Source organism: Actinophytocola sp. (assembly GCF_036378875.1).
Classification (GTDB): domain Bacteria; phylum Actinomycetota; class Actinomycetes; order Mycobacteriales; family Pseudonocardiaceae; genus Actinophytocola.
In genome coordinates, this window is sequence record NZ_DASUVO010000176.1 from 166,940 (window position 1) to 183,426 (window position 16,487).

Here is a 16,487-nt window from a genome sequence, read left to right on the forward strand (position 1 = left end):
CGCCGCCGGGATGGTCAATCGCGCCGATGCCGCGGTGGCGGCGCGCTGCCTAGCGTCCAGGTAGGCGCACCGAACACCGGCGCAACGATCGTTCAGGGAGTGACCACCATGACTGAGCACCAACTCCACCGAACTGTCTCCGCCGACGGGACCGAGATCGTCGGCCGAGTACGAGGACAAGGGCCGGCGCTGGTCCTGGTCCACGGCGGGATGGGGGACGGCGAGATCGCCTGGGAGGCGCTGCTGCCTCACCTCACCGACCGGTTCACCTGCTACCTGCCGAGCACCCGCGGCCGCGGCCTGTCCGCCGACAACCCGGACCACTCGCCCCCGCGGCTCCAGGAGGACGTCACCGCGTTCGTCGACAGCATTGGCGAGCCGGTCTGCCTGGTCGGTTGGTCAGGCAGCGGCGCATGGGTGCTCGGTGCGGCCGCGCACAGCCGATCCGTGGCAGCCGTGGCCGTCTACGAACCCGGTGTGGTGTCGGTGATGCGAGCGGACGACTTCGCCCGTACGTTCGCCACCCTCGAGCAGATGGGCATGGCCGCCGCCGACGGCAGGCTCGTCGATGCCGTACGCGCGTTCGTCCCGTGGATCTGCACCGACAACGAGATCGCCGCCCTGGAGGAGACGGACTTCTACCAGCGATGGGCAGGCCGCGTCCCCGCGATGCTCCAGTTCGTCCAGCAGGACGCCGCCTACGAGGGGCCCCGATCCACTGACCCCGAGACACTCGGGACGGTCGCCGCGCCGGTCCTGCTCATGTACGGCCGGCAGACACTGCTCGGCGCGTGGTTCGCCGATTCGGCACGACACATCGCCCAGCACGTCACCGACGCGCATGTCCGTGTCCTGTCGGGCGTCGGCCACTTCGCCCCAGTACTGGCCCCCACGTCCCTCGCCGAGGAACTGGACCGCTACTTCGAATCGATCCGAAGTTCATTTTCCTCGGCGGCGTCGCCCGCCTACGCTGCGGTAGGTAAGCGGGCGACCACTCCTCGGAGGCATACGTGAAGAGACGGAACTTCCTGCGCGCCGCGGTCATCGGTGCGGGTGTCACGACGTTCGGCAACACCCTCACCCCCGGCGCGATGGCCGCGCCGGCCCAGGTCGGGCCAAGTCCCTACGGACCGCTGCAGGCCGCCGACGCCAACGGGATCCAGTTGCCGGCCGGGTTCACCAGCCGCGTCGTCGCACGGTCCGGGCAGCAGGTCGCCGGCTACACCTGGCACAGCGCGCCGGACGGCGGCGCCGTGTTCGCCGACGGCAGCGGCTGGATCTACGTGTCCAACTCCGAGATCAACCCCGGCGGTGGCGCGAGCGCCCTGCGGTTCGACGGGAACGCGAACGTCACCGACGCCTACCGCATCCTGTCCAACACCCGCACGAACTGCGCGGGCGGCGCGATGCCGTGGAACAAGTGGCTGTCGTGTGAGGAGGTCGACCGGGGCTTCGTCTACGAGACCGACCCGTGGGGCGGCGCGTCGACGCAGCGGCCGGCGATGGGACGGTTCACCCACGAGGCCGCCGCGGCCGACCCCGTCCGCCGCGCGATCTACATGACCGAGGACGTCTCGAACGGCTGCTTCTACCGGTTCGTGCCCACCACGTGGGGCGACCTGTCGGCCGGCACCCTGCAGGTGCTCGTCGCCGGCAGCGCCACGAGCGGTTCGTTCACGTGGGCCACCGTGCCGGATCCGGACGGTTCGCCGACCGCCACCCGCAACCAGGTGTCGGGCGCCAAGCGGTTCAACGGCGGCGAGGGCCTCCACTACGCCAACGACACCGCCTGGTTCACCACAAAGGGTGACAATCGCCTCTGGCAGGTGAACCTGGCGAGCAGCACCTACGAGCTGGCCTACGACGACTCGCTCGTCACGAACGGCACGGCCCCGCTGACCGGCGTCGACAACGTCACCGGGACGGCGTCGGGTGACCTGTTCGTGGCCGAGGACGGCGGCAACATGGAGATCTGCATCATCACGCCGGACGACATCGTGGCGCCCTTCCTGCGGATCAGCGGCCAGGGCTCCTCGGAGATCACCGGACCGGCGTTCACCCCGGCGGGGAACCGGCTCTATTTCTCGTCCCAGCGCGGCACGTCCGGCCTGTCGAGCGGCGGCATCACCTACGAGGTCACGGGACCGTTTCGGAGGTGAGGTCGGCGTAAAGGCTTGGTCATCCCGCGTGTAGCGTGCCGCGAAGACCACCCGGGGTAGTCGGCACAAAGCGGGAAGGGGCCATGATGCGCGTTCTCGTCAACGGAGTCACATCGGACCTCGGACGCGCGTTCGCCAGGGCATTGTCGGGTGCCGGGCACGAGATCATCGGTGTCGGCACGGCGGAGCATCGGGACCTGCCGCCGGACGTGTCGTTCACCCAGGGCGACGCGGCGACGGCCGAGTCCCTCGTGGCCGGCACCGACGTCGTGGTGCACCTGTCGCCGGTGGAGCGTGAGGTGCCCGAGTCCGGCGGCATCCCGGCGTTGCGCCGGATGGCGACCGCCGCCGCGCGGCACGGGATCCGCTTCGTCGTGCCCATCGAGCACGGCCCGGACGCCGCCGACGCGGACAAGGTCGTGCGGGACAGCGGCGGCCGGCACGTGGTGGTCCGGACCGCGCCGCTCGGCGGCCGGCTCCTGGACTGGCAGTCGTGCCGGACGGTCGCGACGCTGCTCGCCGCGCCACGCGACACCCAGTGGCGCCTGCTGCACACCGACGATCTGGTGCGCTTTCTCTTGTACGCCGTCACATCCGACCGCACCGGTGTGGTCGCGCTGTTCGCGTCGGACGTCATCGTCGCGGGCGCGGTGCGGGAGGTGTTGCGCGGCCTGTCGGTCCGCGGCATCCCGAACTGGCCCGCGATGTCCACTTCGGACCGTAAGGGCACCGCGCGGGACTGGGGTTTCGAGTGCGGCTGGACCTCCGAGGAGGTGGTCGAGGACCTGGCCCGCGGTGGCCGAGGTCGGCGGCTCACCAAGGACGGCGCGGTCGACGACCTGACCCGACTGCCGATCCCGGTGGAGCCGCTGCCGCGCCGACGGCCGCCCGAGGACGGCACACCGCTCGCGTCGGTCGCGTTGCCGAGCATGGCGGCGGAATGCGACGACCGCATCGACCCTCGCTACCCGGTGTTCAGCGCCCACCAGACGGCGGAGCTGTTTCCCGCGCCGCTGACACCGCTGTCGATCGACGTGCACACCGCGGGTCTGCGTGCCGCCGGCCGGACGATGGCCGGGGTGGCCGGACTCACCGGTCCGGTGGCGGACGAGTGGGAGAGCCGGGGCTACGCGGTGTTCGGCCACCGCCTGTACGCCGGGGTGTCGGCGGCCGCCGCGGCGCCGCTGCCTGGCTGGACCGAGGAGACATTGGTCAGGGCGCACGTCGACCCGCGTGAGGATCTCGACCTGTTCCCGTTGGGCCGGCCCACGGTGCCGTCGGGGTTGCGCGGGCTCGCGGCTCGATTGTCGGCGTGGAAGCGTTTCGTGGGCATGGCACGCCGTTACCGGGCCGCTGTCAAGGACTTCGCCGACGCCGCTGTGGCGGAGCGCCTCGAGGACGACTTCGTGACGCGGCCGGACGCCGAACTGGCCGTGCGGGCCCGGTTGCTGTACGACCGGCTGGCCGAGGGCTGGACGCTGACGCAACTCGGCGTGCTGGTGGCGCATGTCGCGGGTGGGCCGTTGCGCAGGCGTGCCAAGGCGGACGTGGCCGCGCTCGGCCGGGGCGCTGACATCGCCCACGAGCCGACTTTTCCCGCTGTTCTCGGGTTGGCGGAGATGTTGCGTGCCGACGAGGAGCTGCGGGTGCTCGCCGAGTGGGGTGATCCCGACGCCGTGCGGCAGAAGTCCCCGGAGTTCCGCGCGGCGTTCGACGAGGCGCTGACGCGCATCGGCCACCGTGGACCCAACGAGGCGGAGCTGGCCGGTTCTCCGTTCGCTGAACGGTCGGATCTGGTGTTCATGGCCGCGCTCTGCGCTTCTCGCGCGCGACCGGAAGCTGTTCCCGCCCCGGCCGTCGAAGACCCGTCCCCGGAGGCCGACGACGCTTCTGCGGAGTCCATTTCGGATGAGTCCGTTGTGGACGCCGCGGCACCGGTCAAGGGGAAGCGGAAGTTCGTGGAGAAGCTGGCGATCGCCGGGCAGCGGCAACGGGAACTGGCCATCGACGCGACCATCCGGTACACCGGCGAGCTACGTCGGCTGGTCCGGGAGTGGGGTCGCCGGCAGGTGCACGCGGGGCGGTTGGTGGACGTCGACGACGCGTTCTTCCTGACGCTCGACGAGTTGCTCGGTCAGCCGGCGGACGCGCTCAAGCGGGTTGAGCGCCGTCGTGCGGACTGGTCGCGGCTGTCGGAGGTGCGGATGCCGGCGGTGATCGGCGGCTCGTGGCGGCCGGAGGTCGTCGACTACCCGACACCGGAAGGCAAGCAGCTGCACGGGGTTGGCGTGTCGGCCGGTGTCGTGTCGGGTCCGGTCCGGCTCCTGACCGACGCTCGGGCGAACGTCGAGCCAGGCGAGGTCGTCGTCGTGCGTGTCGTGGACGTCGGGCACGCCGCGCTGCTGGGCCCCGCCGCGGCGATCGTCACCGACCTGGGTGGCCCGCTGTCCAGGGCCGCGATCGTGGCGCGGGAGTTGGGTGTGCCGTGTGTGACGGGCACGCGGGACGCGTCGGCCAGGCTCGCGCCGGGCACGCTGGTGCAGGTGGACGGCGTCACCGGCGACGTCACGGTCCTCACGCCCGCGTCGGTGCGTGCCTAGGATCCTGGCCGTCTGGCTCTGGCCGGCCGAAGGCGCCCGGCCCGGCGTGGAACAGTCCGATCAACAGCACGCCGACGCTGATCGAGACGAACGCCGCGAGCGGATGGCGCGGTAGGTCCGCCCACCAGAGACACAGCCCGGCGAGCACGAACCCGGACCACCCCGCGAGCAGGTTCGGGACGGGGCCGTTGCCGAACGCGCACGGGTAGGGCCGTCTGGTGATGCCGCGGACGAAGTGCGGCAGAGCGTTGCCGGCGAGCAGCCCGCCGAGAAGACCGAGCAGGATCACGTGCCACATCACGGTTCCTCGAGTTGGGGGAGCAGGACGGTGTCGACGAGCTTGGCGAGGAACTCCTCGTCGAGCGGCTCGCCCGTGACGAGCAGCCGGGAGAGCAGCGCGGCTGAGGTGATCTCCGCCAGCCACGCGTGGTCGGCGTCGGGGAACAGGGCGGCGAACGCGTCGTGCTTGTGTGCCAGGACGACCTGCCGCACGGTTCGCGCCAGCTCGGCGTCGTGTCGCATGGCGGTGAGCAGTCCGAGGAGCAGCGCGGCGTCCTGTCCGAGCAGGCTGGCACGCATGGCGGTGAGGAGTGCGAGCAGGTCGGCGCGTGGTTGGCCCGTTGGTTCGGGCGGTGGCAGGGCTGTGCCCGCGTACCGGCGTACGGCCGTCGCCACGAGCTCGGCTTTGCCCGACCACCGGCGGTAGACCGTGGCCTTGCTGGCCTTCGCGCGCTCGGCGACGGCGTCGATGGTCATCCGGTCGTAGCCCACCTCGCCGAGCAGTGCCATCGCCGCGCGGAGGATCGCCTCCTCACGAACGTCACTGCGTGCCCGAGCCGCCATGAACGAAACGGTATCGTTTCGAAATACCGGTTGGCAAGACAGGGCTATGGTCGGGATATGAACGCGAAAGAGGAGCCGGTGCTCGACGCCGAGCTCGTCGAGGAGAACAAGGACCTCACCGCCGCCGCGCCACCCGTGGTGCCCGCCGGTGACTACACGGAGGCCGGGGTGCCGACCTTCGACTACGTGCGGGACCGGATCGAGAACCGGGTGGCGACCGGCATCGGTTCCGCCGAACTGGCAGACGCGACCCAAGAAGGGAAGGCCGTCGAGGACCAGTTCGAGGCAAGGAAGAAGGCAGGCCTCGACAAACTGGAGGAAATCCGCCGCTCGATGCGCGGCGGCGCCTGAAAACTCCAGCGCCACACCGACTTGCTCCAAACCGCGAAGCAAGAGGCCTGTCGGTGGGTCTTACTATCGTGCGCCCATGACGATGGCGATCGAACTTGCCCGCTTCACGATCCACGAAGGCGCAGAGGACAAGCTCTTGGCCGAACGCCCAGCGATGATCGACGCGTTGAGGCGCCGTTTCCCCGCCTGCCTGGCCGCCTTCCTGACCAAAGAGGACGACGGCGGCTGGCTGGACGTACTGGTGTGGCGCGACCGTGAGCAGGCGGAGGAAGCCGCGCGGCTGGTGGACACCGTCCCCGAGTGCCGCGAGTGGTTCCGACACATCGCGGAGTCCGGCGGCCTACGGCACGTGGAAGTCATGGACTCCTGGGTCGCGGACGTCCTACCAGGCACGACAACCGCTCCCTAGCGGTCCGTCACCTCGCCGTCCACCACGTTCAGGTGGCGGTTCGTGTGTACGGCAGCCAGCATGCGGCGGTCGTGGGTCACCAGAAGCAGGGTGCCCGGGTAGTTCGCCAGCGCGGACTCCAGCTGTTCGATGGCCGGTAGGTCCAAATGGTTCGTTGGTTCGTCCAGAACGAGCAGGTTCACGCCGCGGGCCTGGAGTAACGCGAGTGCCGCGCGGGTGCGTTCGCCCGGGGAAAGACTGCCGGCCGTCCGACGTACGTGCGCCGCGGTGAGGCCGAACTTCGCCAGCAACGTGCGGATGTCCGTCGGCGGCATGTCGGGTAGCTGGTGCTCGAACGCGGCGAGCAGTGTGTCGTCTCCCGTGAACAACGCGCGGGCCTGGTCCACCTCGCCCACCCGGACTCCCGGCCCCAGCGAGGACGTCCCGTCCGCCAGGTCGGCCCTGCCCAGCAGCGCGGCGAGCAGGGTGGACTTGCCGGCGCCGTTCGCGCCGGTGATGGCGACCTTGTCGCCCCAGTCGATCTGCAGGTCCACCGGGCCGAGCGTGAACGAACCCCGTCGCACGACCGCGCCTCGCAGCACCGCCACCACCGCGCCGGCCCTGGGTGCGGCGGCGATCTCCATCCGCAGCTCCCATTCCTTGCGCGGCTCTTCCACCGCGTCGAGCCGCTGGATCAACCTGTCCGTCTGGCGGGCTTTCGCGGCCTGCTTCTCCGTTGCCTCGACGCGCTTGTTCCGGCCGATCTTGTCGTTGTCGGTGGCCTTGCGGCGCGCGTTGCGGACACCTTTGTCCATCCAGGCGCGTTGTGTCCGCGCACGCAGCTCGAGTGCGGCCTTCGTGTCGGCGTACTCCTCGAACCGTTCCCTGGCGTGCCGGCGGGCCACCTCCCGCTCCGCGAGGTAGGACTCGTAGCCGCCGCCGTAGGTGTTGACCTGTCGTTGCGCGAGGTCCAGTTCGACCACCCCGGTCACGGTCCTCGCGAGGAACTCCCGGTCGTGGCTCACGAGCACGGTGCCCGCACGCAGACCCGTCACGAACTCCTCGAGCCTCGCCAGCCCGTCCAGATCCAGGTCGTTCGTCGGTTCGTCCAGCAGGAAGACGTCGTAGCGGCTGAGAAGGAGCGACGCCATCCCCGCCCTGGCCGCCTGTCCGCCGGAAAGCGACGTCATGTGCGCACCAAGGTCGACCGTCAACCCCAGATCCGCGACCACTTCCTCCAAACGTTCGTCCAAGTCGGCGCCGCCCAGGGCCAACCACCGCTCCAACGCGTTCGCGTACTCCTCGTCGGCGCCCGGCTTGCTCTCGGCGAGCGCGGTAGTGGCGTCGTCGAGGGCGGTCTGTGCCGCCGCGACCCCGGTGCGGCGGCCGAGGAACTCACGAACCGTCTCGCCAGGCCTGCGGTCCGGCTCCTGCGGGAGATAACCGACGTTGGCGTTCGGCGGACTCAGCCGCACACTTCCTTCGTCCGGCGGAACAACCCCGCCGAGAATTCGAAGCAGCGTCGACTTCCCGGCCCCGTTGACCCCGACGAGGCCCACCACGTCTCCTGGTGCCACGACGAGATCCAACCCGGAGAACAGGATCCGCTCCCCGAAGCCCGCCGCCAGCCCTTTGGCGACCAATGTTGCGCTCACTGGCCAGGAGCGTAGATGACCGGCGCGGCGCGGACAGGCGGGGCCGGTAACGAAGAAAACCCCGCGGTGCTGCCAGGTCGGGGGTCCGCCAGCACCGCGAGGTCACCTGTGTCATCGCACTTGCCCGCCGATGTGTTACCGACAATGGCGACTGCGGGTGTGGCCTGCGCCACGGTTGATCACAAGCCCTGGTCCTTCTTCTCGATCTGTTCGTTCACGCGCTGGGGATCCAGCACGTGTTCGAGCGCGAGTTGAGCGCCACCGATCACGCCCGCCAGGTGGCCCACCTTGCTGGTGCGGATGTGTAGGTCGTCGGTGGCCATGGACAGGCACCGCTCGTACACGACGGCGCGAACACTGGACACGAACGGCTCCGCCAGGCTGAGCTGCCCGCCGATCACCACCGCGTCCGGGTTGAAGAAGTTCACGACCGTCGCGAGGATCTCGCCAGTGGCGCGGCCCGCCTCCCGCAGCAGACGCGTGACGGTCGGTTCGGCGTCTCTGGCCAGGATCACCACGTCGAGCGGCGAGGCGACCGCGACGCCCGCCGCCTGGAGGTCGCGGACCAGTGCGGCGCCGCTCGCCACGGCGTCGAGGCAGCCGTTGCGACCGCATGCGCACTCGACGTCCTCTCGTCCCGGCACCGGCAGGTGGCCGATGTCGCCCGCCGCGCCCATCCCGCCCCTGTGCAGGCGGCCGGACGCGATGACGCCGCAACCGATACCGGTGCCCGCCTTGAGGAACACCATGTGGTCGATCGCGTCGGCGCTGTGCTCGCCAACTGCCATCAGGTTCGCGTCGTTGTCGACGAGCACGGGGGTGTCGCCGAGGAAGTCGACGAGCTCGGACCCGACGAGCACACCGTGCCAGCCAGGCATCCGCGACGGCGTGACCACCTGTCCGGTTCGGATGTTCACCGGTCCGGGTACGCCGACGGTGACGCCGAGTAGTCCACGCTCGACGTTCACCGCGCGCGAGATCTCGTCCCCGACCCACGACAGCACCTGAAAGGGTCCCGCCGCGATCCGCACCTTGTCCGTGCGCTCGTGTACCAGCGTGCCGCACATGTCGAACACGGCCATCGTCGCGTGGCGGCTGCCGAGGTCGGCCGCCGCGACGTACCCGAAGTCGGGTCGTAAGGCGAGACGCCGGGGGCGTCGGCCGCCAAGCGACCTGCCCTCACCGGCTTCCTCCACATAGCCGTGGTCGATCAGCGTCTGGACGCGGCTGCTCGCCGTCGACGCCGACACGCCGAGGTACTTCGCCAGCTCGGAGCGGGACGAGACCGCTCCGGACCGGATGAGCTGCAGCACCGCACCCGGCGAGTCGGGTGCGACGCGGGGACTGTTCATGCGGACCTTTCTACCACTTGTTACAAATCTGTCTTGACTTGGTTCGATTTTTGGACTTAGTGTTCCGACGTTCGGATCAAGATGGAGGGTTCCCGAATGAACCGTCGCGTGTTGCTTGCCCTGATCGGCACACTTGCCATGGCGCTCGCCGGATGCGGCGGCGGTGAGGAGTCCGCCGTGCCGCCGGCCACCGGTGCCACGAGTAGTCCGGACTTGCTGAAAAATGCTCCGGTCGCCGACGCCGCCGCGATCCTGTCCGGCTCGACCATGGAGCGGATCAAGAAGCGTGGCAAGCTGATCGTCGCCGAGGCACTCGACGCGCCGCTGCTCTCGCAACAGAACCCGACGAACCCGGATGAGGTAACTGGTTTCGACGCAGATCTTGCGAAGCTGCTCGCGGTGTACATCCTGGGCAAGCCGGAGGTCGAAATCATACCGCCGGCCACGGAGACCCGAGAGGCACTGCTCGCCAACGGCACGGTCGACGTCGTCTTCAACACCTACACGATCACCGAAGAGCGCGCTGAGCAGGTGAGTTTCGCCGGCCCGTACTTCGAGTCCGGCCTGGCCGTCGCGGTCAAGACCGGCAACACCGAGATCAAGGGCATCGACGATCTCGCTGGTAAAACCGTGATCGTCGGCGCGAACACCCCGGCTGTCACGGAGGTGCCACAACGTCAGCCGACGGCGAACGTCGTCGCGTTTGGCACCGATCCGCAGGCCGTGACCGCGCTGCTGCAGGGCCGCGGTGACGCGTACGTCCAGGACCTCACTCTTCTGGCGAGTGACGCCAAGTCCAATCCGCAACTCACCGTGGTCGGCAATCCCTTCACGACGGAGCCGTACGGCATCGGGCTCAAGCACGGCGACACCGAGTTCAAGGACTTCGTCAACGACTGGCTGAAGAAGATCCAGGACGGCGGCCAGTGGGCGGCCGCGTGGAAGAGTTCGCTCGGCACGGTCGTCGAGTCCGACCCGCCGACCCCGCCCGCCATCGGCTCGGTGCCCGGCTCCTGATGGCGGCACTGCTCGACAATCTCGAACCGCTGCTGCGGGGCCTGCTCACCACGCTGTGGATGGCGGCCCTGTCAGCGGTGGGCGCACTGGCGCTCGGCGTGATCGTGACGGCCATGCGGGTCAGCCCGATCCCCGTGCTGCGTGGTGTCGCCTTCGCGTACGTGCAACTGTTCCTGAACGTGCCGCTTCTCGCGTTGCTGGTGCTGTTCGTGTTCGCGCTGCCCGACGCCGGCCTGCTGATGCCGCTGCCCGTCACCGCCGTCGTCGTGTTGGTGGTCTACGAGGCCGCGTACGTCGCGGAGGCCGTGCGCAGCGGGGTGAACACGGTGGCGTTGGGGCAGGCGGAAGCGGCCCGCGCGCTCGGGTTGACGTTTCGCCAGACGTTGGGGTCGGTGATCCTGCCGCAGGCCCTGCGGGCGGTGGTCCAGCCGGTCGGCAACGTGATGATCGCGCTGGTCATGAACACGGCCCTGTTCGCCGCGGTCGGGATCGTCGAGCTGACCGCGGCCGCGAACAAGACGAACCTCGTGCACGCCCAGCCGATCCCGATCTTCGTCGGCGCCGGTCTGACGTACATGGCGCTGGCGTTGCTGATCGGTCTCGGCACGGGCTGGCTCGAACGACGGGTGGCGATCCTGCGGTGACCGTTCTCTACGACGCGCCGGGCCCGCGAACCCGCCGCCGGATCATGATCTGGTCGGTGGTGAGCGCGGTGGTGCTCGCCGGCCTGCTCGCGCTCGGGCTGTGGCAGTTCGCGAAACACGGGCAGCTCGACGCCGCGCGGTGGGCGCCGTTCACCCAGTGGCCGATCTGGGAGTACCTGCTGGTCGGGTTGCTCGGCACACTGGAGGCGGCCGCGTACGTCGCGGTGCTGAGCGCGGTCGCCGGTGTCTTCCTCGCGTTGGGCAGGCTGTCCCGGGTGAGGTTGGTGCGCTGGCTCGCCACCGGTTACATCGAGATCGCACGAACCCTGCCCGTGCTCCTCATGATCTACGTGACTTTGTTCGCGCTGCCGGGGGTTGGCGTCAACCTGCCGCTGTTGTGGAAGCTGGTGCTGCCGTTGACCGTCGCGAACGCGGCGGCCTTCGCGGAGATCTTCCGTGCCGGCGTGCTCAGCCTCCCGAGGGGGCAGTCCGAGGCGGCGCTCTCGCTGGGCATGAGCGGCACGCAGACGATGCGGTTCGTGGTGCTGCCGCAGGCGGTCCGGCACGTGATGCCGGCCCTGGTGAGCCAGCTCGTGAGCCTGCTGAAGGACACGTCGCTCGGCTACGTCGTCGCGTTCACGGAGCTGCTCTACCGGGCGCAGGTGCTGTCCGCCTACAACCATCTTCTGGTGCAGACCTTCCTCGTGGTGACGTTCGTCTACCTGGTGTGCAACAGTTCATTGTCGTTCTTGGCGCACCGGTTGCGCCGTTCGGAGAAGGCACATGGCTGAGCTGGCGGTGGTGGAACGGTCCGGTTTCGTGGAAAGCCGGCACTTCGGCACGCTCGTGGGGCTTGCCGGGGACGGTTCGGTCGCGGTGTCGCTGGGCGAGCCGACCGCGACGATGCTGCCGCGGTCGTCGACGAAACCGTGGCAGGCCGTGGGTTGCCGAGCCGCCGGACTGACCCTGTCGACGGCCGGCACCGCGTTGTCGGCGGGAAGCCACACCGGCGAGGACCGGCACGTCGCCGAGGTACGTTCGATCCTCGCCGCGGCCGGGTTGTCCGAAGTGGACCTCAAGTGCCCGCCGACCTGGCCGGAGGACGAGGCGACGCGACACCGGCTCATCCGGGCGGGGGAGGGGCCGAGCCAGGTCCGGATGAACTGCTCGGGCAAGCACGCGGCCATGCTCGCGTGCTGCGTGGTCAACGGATGGTCCACAGAGGACTACCTGTCACCCGGTCATCCCGTCCAGAAGGTCATTCGTGCGCGGTTGGAGGAAGCGGCGGGTCCGGTGACGCATGTCGCGGTCGACGGTTGTGGCGCGCCGCTGTTCTCCACGACGGTGCTTGGCCTGGCGCGGGCGGCCCGCGCCCTGGTGCTGGCGCCGGACGGCACGCCGGAACGGGTCGTGGCGGACGCGATGCGGGCGGCACCCGAGTACGTCGGCGGCACCGGCCACCAGAACACCGAGGTCATGCGACTCGTGCCGGGCACGGTGTGCAAGGGCGGCGCGGAGGGCGTGCTGATGGCGGCCGCCGCGACGGGCCAGGCGGTGGCGATGAAGGTGATCGACGGCAACCCCCGCGCGACGACCATCCTCGCGTTGGCGGTGCTCGGCGCGCTGGGCGTGGACGTGTCGGCGGCCAGCGCCTTGGCGACGGAGCCGGTTCTTGGCGGTGGCGTGCCGGTGGGGGAGGTCGGGGTGAGCGACGAGGTACGCGCGGCGCTGGTCGGGTGAGTTCAGCGGCGACGGTTGGTCCGGGCTGTCGGGGTGGCCGTCGTCGGGTCCTCCGGCCATGGATGCTTGGGATAACGCCCTCGTAGCTCCGCCCGGACCTGGTGATAACCGCCTTGCCAGAAGCTTTCCAGGTCACGGGTGACCGCGACAGGACGACCCGCGGGCGACAGCAGGTGCAGCTGGATCGGCACCCGGCCGGCCGCGATCGTCGGTGTCGTCGTCCAGCCGAAGGTCTCCTGCAGCTTCACCGGCAGCGCCGGCTCGTCGCCCGAGTAGTCGACCCGGATCCGGGCACCGGACGGGACCGTCAGCCGATCCGGCGCCAGTTCGTCCAGACGGCTCGCCTCCGGCCACGGCAGCAACAGTGACAGCGCCCCGTGCAGGTCAATCTTCGCAAGGTCGGCTCGGCGGCGGGCCGACCTCAGCGACGGGGACAGCCACGACGGGATCGCCGCCAACAGCGCCGCGTCCGACATGTCCGGCCACGGCGCACCCAGCACCCGGTGCAGCAACGACAGTCGCTGTCGCAGCCGCACGGCGTTGTCGGTCCAGTTCAGCAATGCGAGGCCGTCGGCGTGCAGGCCTTCGACCAGCGCAGCCCGCACCTGGGCGGGATCCGGTTTCGCCAATGGGCGTTCGCGCAGGATGATCGCGCCGAGGCGACGTACGTGCCGTGCCACGACGTCCCCGTCGACCCAGGCGATCTCGTCTACTTCGGACAGCAGAGCCGGCGCGGCCCGTTCCGCCAGCCGCTGGTCCGCACGAGCCGCCAGCCGGATCTTTCCCTGTGCCCGGCCAGGTTGCCGGTCGGCGCTGGCGACCGCGAGCCACTCGCCGCTGTCGGCCAGTTCCGCGGCCGTGCCTCCCGCCATCAGGTACACGGGTGAGCCCGGTGACCGCCGTCGCGCGAGCCGCTCCGGGTAGGCGAGCGCGACGACGAACGCCGGGTCCGGTGTCCCCTGTGGACGATCGGGCACCAGTGTGGCCAGTCGCCGTACCTCGCGTTCCCATCGTGGTGAGCCGTCCGCGCGCAGCCGGCGCAGCGTGTCCTCCACCGACGTGCTCGTGGCGAGGGTGTCGTCGTCGAGCAGTGCCACGACCTCGGCCGCGGCGGTCGCGCCCACCACCTCCGTGCCGTCGAGCAGCGCCCGCGCGAGCCGTGGATGCAGGCCGACACCGGCGATACGCCTGCCCCGCTCGGTGACCGCACCGTCGTCGAGCGCGCCCAGCGCGGTGAGTACCGCACGACCGGCCGCGAGCGCACCGGGTGGCGGCGGGTCCCACCAGTCCAGGCTCGTGCCGTCCGGGGTGCCCCAGCAGGCCAACTCGAGTGCCAGCCGGGTCAGGTCCGCCGTGCGGATCTCCGGTTCGGGCTGTGCCGGCAGCGTCGCGTGCTCGTGCTCCGGCCAGCACCGGAACACGCGCCCCGGCGCCTCCCGGCCGGCGCGACCGGCCCGCTGCTCGGCCACCGACGCCGACACGCGGGTCGTGACCAGGCCCGACAGGCCACGCCGGTGATCCATTCTCGGCACGCGCGCGAGCCCCGAGTCGACCACGGCACGGACTCCCGGCACCGTCAGGCTGGACTCGGCGACCGCGGTGGCGAGCACGACCCGGCGGGCGTCGCCGGGTCGCAGCGCGGCGTCCTGTCGTGCCGTGGACAACCGGCCGTGCAGTGGCACGACGGGAACGCCATGCAACAGCGAGGTGACGCGGGCGATCTCACCGGCGCCCGGCAGGAAAACGAGCACATCACCGTCCGATTCGGACAGCGCGGTGTGGACTGTGCGGGCGACGTGCGACTCGACGCGCTCGCCACGCGCGGATGGGTGGTAGGTCACCGTGACGGGGTAGGTCCTGGCGTGTGCCTCGATCACCGGGGTGCCCTCGCCGAGCAGGACGGCGATCCGGTCGGTGGCGACGGTGGCCGACGTGGCGAGCAGCCGCAGCTCCGGTCGCAGCCCGGCGCGGGCGTCGAGCAGGAGGGCCAGCAGCAGGTCCGCGTCGAGGTGGCGTTCGTGGACCTCGTCCAGCACGACGGCGCCGACCCCCGGCAGGGTCGGGTCGTGCTGGAGCCGCCGAACCAGCAAACCCGTGGTCACGACCTCGATCCGGGTGTCCTTGGACATCCGGCGGTCGCCACGCACCGCGTACCCGACGGTCCGGCCGACCGGCTCACCGAGCAGCGCCGCCATCCGCATGGCGGCGGCCCGTGCCGCGAGCCGCCTCGGCTCGGCGACCACGACCTTGCCCTCCGCCGCGGCCAGCGCGAGCGGCACGATCGTCGTCTTGCCGGTGCCGGGCGGCGCGACCAGGACCGCGGCGCCGTGCCGGTCGAGCGCGGTGGTCACGTCGTCGAGCACCGCGCGTACCGGCAGGTCGGGGAGGTCGGCGGGAAGCACGACCCCGAGTGTGCCGGCACGCCGTGACTGGCCGGCCGATGGGTTGCCGGCGCGCTCGGTAAGGTCTCGTTGGTGGTATCCAAGGTGGACGTCGCGGCGGCGGCGGAGCGGTTCGCGGGGGTGATCCCGCCGAGCCCGCTGCAGCGCAACGAGCGGCTTTCCGCGCGACACGACCTCGACGTGTGGCTCAAGCGGGAGGACCTCAACACGGTCCGGTCGTACAAAGGCCGGGGCGCGTTCAACTTCGTGAGCGTTCTGGAGCAAGTGGCCCGCGAGCGTGGTGTGGTGTGTGCGAGCGCCGGCAACCACGGGCAGGGCGTGGCCTTCGCGTGCGCGTCGCTCGGGGTGCGTGCGCGGGTGTACCTGCCACGGACGACGCCGAGGCAGAAGCGTGACCGGGTCGCGGCGCTCGGCGGCCGGCACGTGGAGATCGTGGTCGAGGGCGACACGTACGACGACGCCTCCCACGCGGCGGCCACGTACGCGGCCGCGACCGGGCGGACGCTCATCCCGGCGTTCGACGATCCGCGCACGATCGCCGGCCAGGGCACGGTCGCGCAGGAGATCGTGTCGCAGCTCGGGCGGGAGCCGGACGCGCTGGTGGTGCCGGTCGGCGGCGGTGGCCTGCTGGCCGGGACGCTCGCGTGGCTGGAGTCGGGGGCACGGGTGATCGGCGCGGAACCCGCCGGTGCGGCGAGCATGGCGTTCGCGCTGGCGTCGGGCGGCCCGGCGCCCCTACCGGAGCTGGACCCGTTCGTGGACGGCGCGGCCGTGCGCCAGGTCGGCACGCACACCTACGCGCTGGCGGCGGCTCACCGACCGCGGCTCGTCGCCGTGCCCGAGGGCCAGATCTGTGTGGAGATGCTGGACCTGTACCAGTCCGACGGGATCATCAGCGAACCCGCGGGCGCTCTCGCGCCGGCGTCGCTCGGCTCGCTCGACCTGCCGTCCGGCTCGACCGTCGTGTGCGTGCTGTCCGGCGGCAACAACGACGTGAGCCGGTACGCGGAGATCGTCGAGCGGGCGCTGGTGTTCGAGGGCCGGAAACACTATTTCCTGGTCGAGTTCCCCCAGGAACCGGGCGCCTTGCGCCGATTTCTGGACGATGTCCTCGGCCCGGACGACGACATCACCCTGTTCGAGTACGTGAAGCGCAACAACCGCGAGACGGGGCCCGCGCTGGTCGGCATCGAACTCGGCGCGCCCGAGAACCTGGCCGCGATGCTCAAACGCATGGAGGCTGCGCCACACCGCATCGAACGCGTCCCACCGGACAGCCCGCTATTCACGTTCCTCGTCTGAAGCGCCTATGTAGTCGACCGACATCGTTCGCCGA

Annotated in this window: 15 protein-coding genes; 10 read left to right on the top strand and 5 right to left on the bottom strand. The window is 70.5% G+C overall.

Features of this window, described 5'->3' with window-relative positions; genetic code table 11:
• The first annotated feature begins 108 nt into the window (after positions 1-108).
• The 3 genes from VF106_RS50580 to VF106_RS50590 all read left to right on the top strand — a co-directional run bounded on the left by VF106_RS50580 (position 109) and on the right by VF106_RS50590 (position 4,759).
• Complete coding sequence (locus tag VF106_RS50580) at positions 109-1,014, top strand: alpha/beta fold hydrolase (RefSeq protein ID WP_330847320.1); 906 nt, start codon at positions 109-111, stop codon at positions 1,012-1,014.
• Complete coding sequence (locus tag VF106_RS50585; protein ID WP_330847321.1) at positions 1,011-2,159, top strand: alkaline phosphatase PhoX; 1,149 nt, start codon at positions 1,011-1,013, stop codon at positions 2,157-2,159. The genes VF106_RS50580 and VF106_RS50585 overlap by 4 nt, the downstream gene beginning before the upstream one ends.
• Before the next feature lie 83 nt (positions 2,160-2,242).
• On the top strand, positions 2,243-4,759 hold the full coding sequence (locus tag VF106_RS50590) for a PEP-utilizing enzyme (RefSeq protein ID WP_330847322.1): 2,517 nt from the start codon (positions 2,243-2,245) through the stop codon (positions 4,757-4,759).
• Here VF106_RS50590 and VF106_RS50595 read toward each other — a convergent pair.
• Both VF106_RS50595 and VF106_RS50600 read right to left on the bottom strand, forming a co-directional pair.
• Complete coding sequence (locus VF106_RS50595; RefSeq protein WP_330847323.1) at positions 4,734-5,057, bottom strand: hypothetical protein; 324 nt, start codon at positions 5,055-5,057, stop codon at positions 4,734-4,736. The genes VF106_RS50590 and VF106_RS50595 overlap by 26 nt on opposite strands.
• Positions 5,057-5,602 carry a TetR/AcrR family transcriptional regulator gene (locus tag VF106_RS50600; RefSeq protein ID WP_330847324.1) on the bottom strand — a complete coding sequence of 182 codons (546 nt, stop codon included), beginning with the start codon at positions 5,600-5,602 and terminating at the stop codon, positions 5,057-5,059. The genes VF106_RS50595 and VF106_RS50600 overlap by 1 nt, the downstream gene beginning before the upstream one ends.
• A 57-nt stretch (positions 5,603-5,659) precedes the next feature.
• Here VF106_RS50600 and VF106_RS50605 point away from each other — a divergent pair, with 57 nt between their 5' ends.
• Together VF106_RS50605 and VF106_RS50610 are read left to right on the top strand one after the other, a co-directional pair.
• A complete protein-coding gene (locus VF106_RS50605; RefSeq protein ID WP_330847325.1) occupies positions 5,660-5,953 on the top strand; it encodes a hypothetical protein in 294 nt (97 codons plus the stop codon).
• Between the two features lie 76 nt (positions 5,954-6,029).
• On the top strand, positions 6,030-6,362 hold the full coding sequence (locus VF106_RS50610) for an antibiotic biosynthesis monooxygenase (RefSeq protein ID WP_330847326.1): 333 nt from the start codon (positions 6,030-6,032) through the stop codon (positions 6,360-6,362).
• On the opposite strand, the gene VF106_RS50615 is transcribed toward VF106_RS50610, so the two are convergent.
• Positions 6,359-7,996: an ABC-F family ATP-binding cassette domain-containing protein gene (locus VF106_RS50615; RefSeq protein ID WP_330847327.1), complete on the bottom strand. Its 1,638-nt coding sequence runs from the start codon at positions 7,994-7,996 to the stop codon at positions 6,359-6,361. The two genes, VF106_RS50610 and VF106_RS50615, sit on opposite strands and share 4 nt — an antisense overlap.
• A gap of 179 nt (positions 7,997-8,175) precedes the next feature.
• A complete protein-coding gene (locus VF106_RS50620; protein ID WP_330847328.1) occupies positions 8,176-9,348 on the bottom strand; it encodes an ROK family transcriptional regulator in 1,173 nt (390 codons plus the stop codon).
• 96 nt (positions 9,349-9,444) lie between these two features.
• Between VF106_RS50620 and VF106_RS50625 the strand changes: the two genes are divergently transcribed.
• The 4 genes from VF106_RS50625 to VF106_RS50640 are packed head-to-tail and all read left to right on the top strand — an operon-like array spanning position 9,445 to position 12,749.
• Positions 9,445-10,365 (top strand): glutamate ABC transporter substrate-binding protein, encoded by a 921-nt coding sequence (locus VF106_RS50625; RefSeq protein WP_330847329.1) that lies wholly within the window; start codon positions 9,445-9,447, stop codon positions 10,363-10,365.
• Positions 10,365-11,009, top strand: a complete 645-nt coding sequence (locus VF106_RS50630) for an amino acid ABC transporter permease (protein ID WP_330847330.1) — start codon at positions 10,365-10,367, stop codon at positions 11,007-11,009. Before VF106_RS50625 ends, VF106_RS50630 begins: the two co-directional genes overlap by 1 nt.
• Entirely contained in the window at positions 11,006-11,800 is a 795-nt protein-coding gene (locus tag VF106_RS50635) for an amino acid ABC transporter permease (RefSeq protein WP_330847331.1), read from the top strand. The genes VF106_RS50630 and VF106_RS50635 overlap by 4 nt, the downstream gene beginning before the upstream one ends.
• Complete coding sequence (locus VF106_RS50640; RefSeq protein ID WP_330847332.1) at positions 11,793-12,749, top strand: asparaginase; 957 nt, start codon at positions 11,793-11,795, stop codon at positions 12,747-12,749. Before VF106_RS50635 ends, VF106_RS50640 begins: the two co-directional genes overlap by 8 nt.
• A 2-nt stretch (positions 12,750-12,751) precedes the next feature.
• Here the strand turns inward: VF106_RS50640 and hrpB are convergent, their stop codons facing one another.
• Complete coding sequence (gene hrpB / locus VF106_RS50645) at positions 12,752-15,151, bottom strand: ATP-dependent helicase HrpB (RefSeq protein ID WP_330847333.1); 2,400 nt, start codon at positions 15,149-15,151, stop codon at positions 12,752-12,754.
• A 72-nt stretch (positions 15,152-15,223) separates the two neighbouring features.
• Here hrpB and ilvA point away from each other — a divergent pair, with 72 nt between their 5' ends.
• On the top strand, positions 15,224-16,453 hold the full coding sequence (gene ilvA, locus VF106_RS50650; protein ID WP_330847334.1) for a threonine ammonia-lyase IlvA: 1,230 nt from the start codon (positions 15,224-15,226) through the stop codon (positions 16,451-16,453).
• Positions 16,454-16,487: the final 34 nt, after the last annotated feature.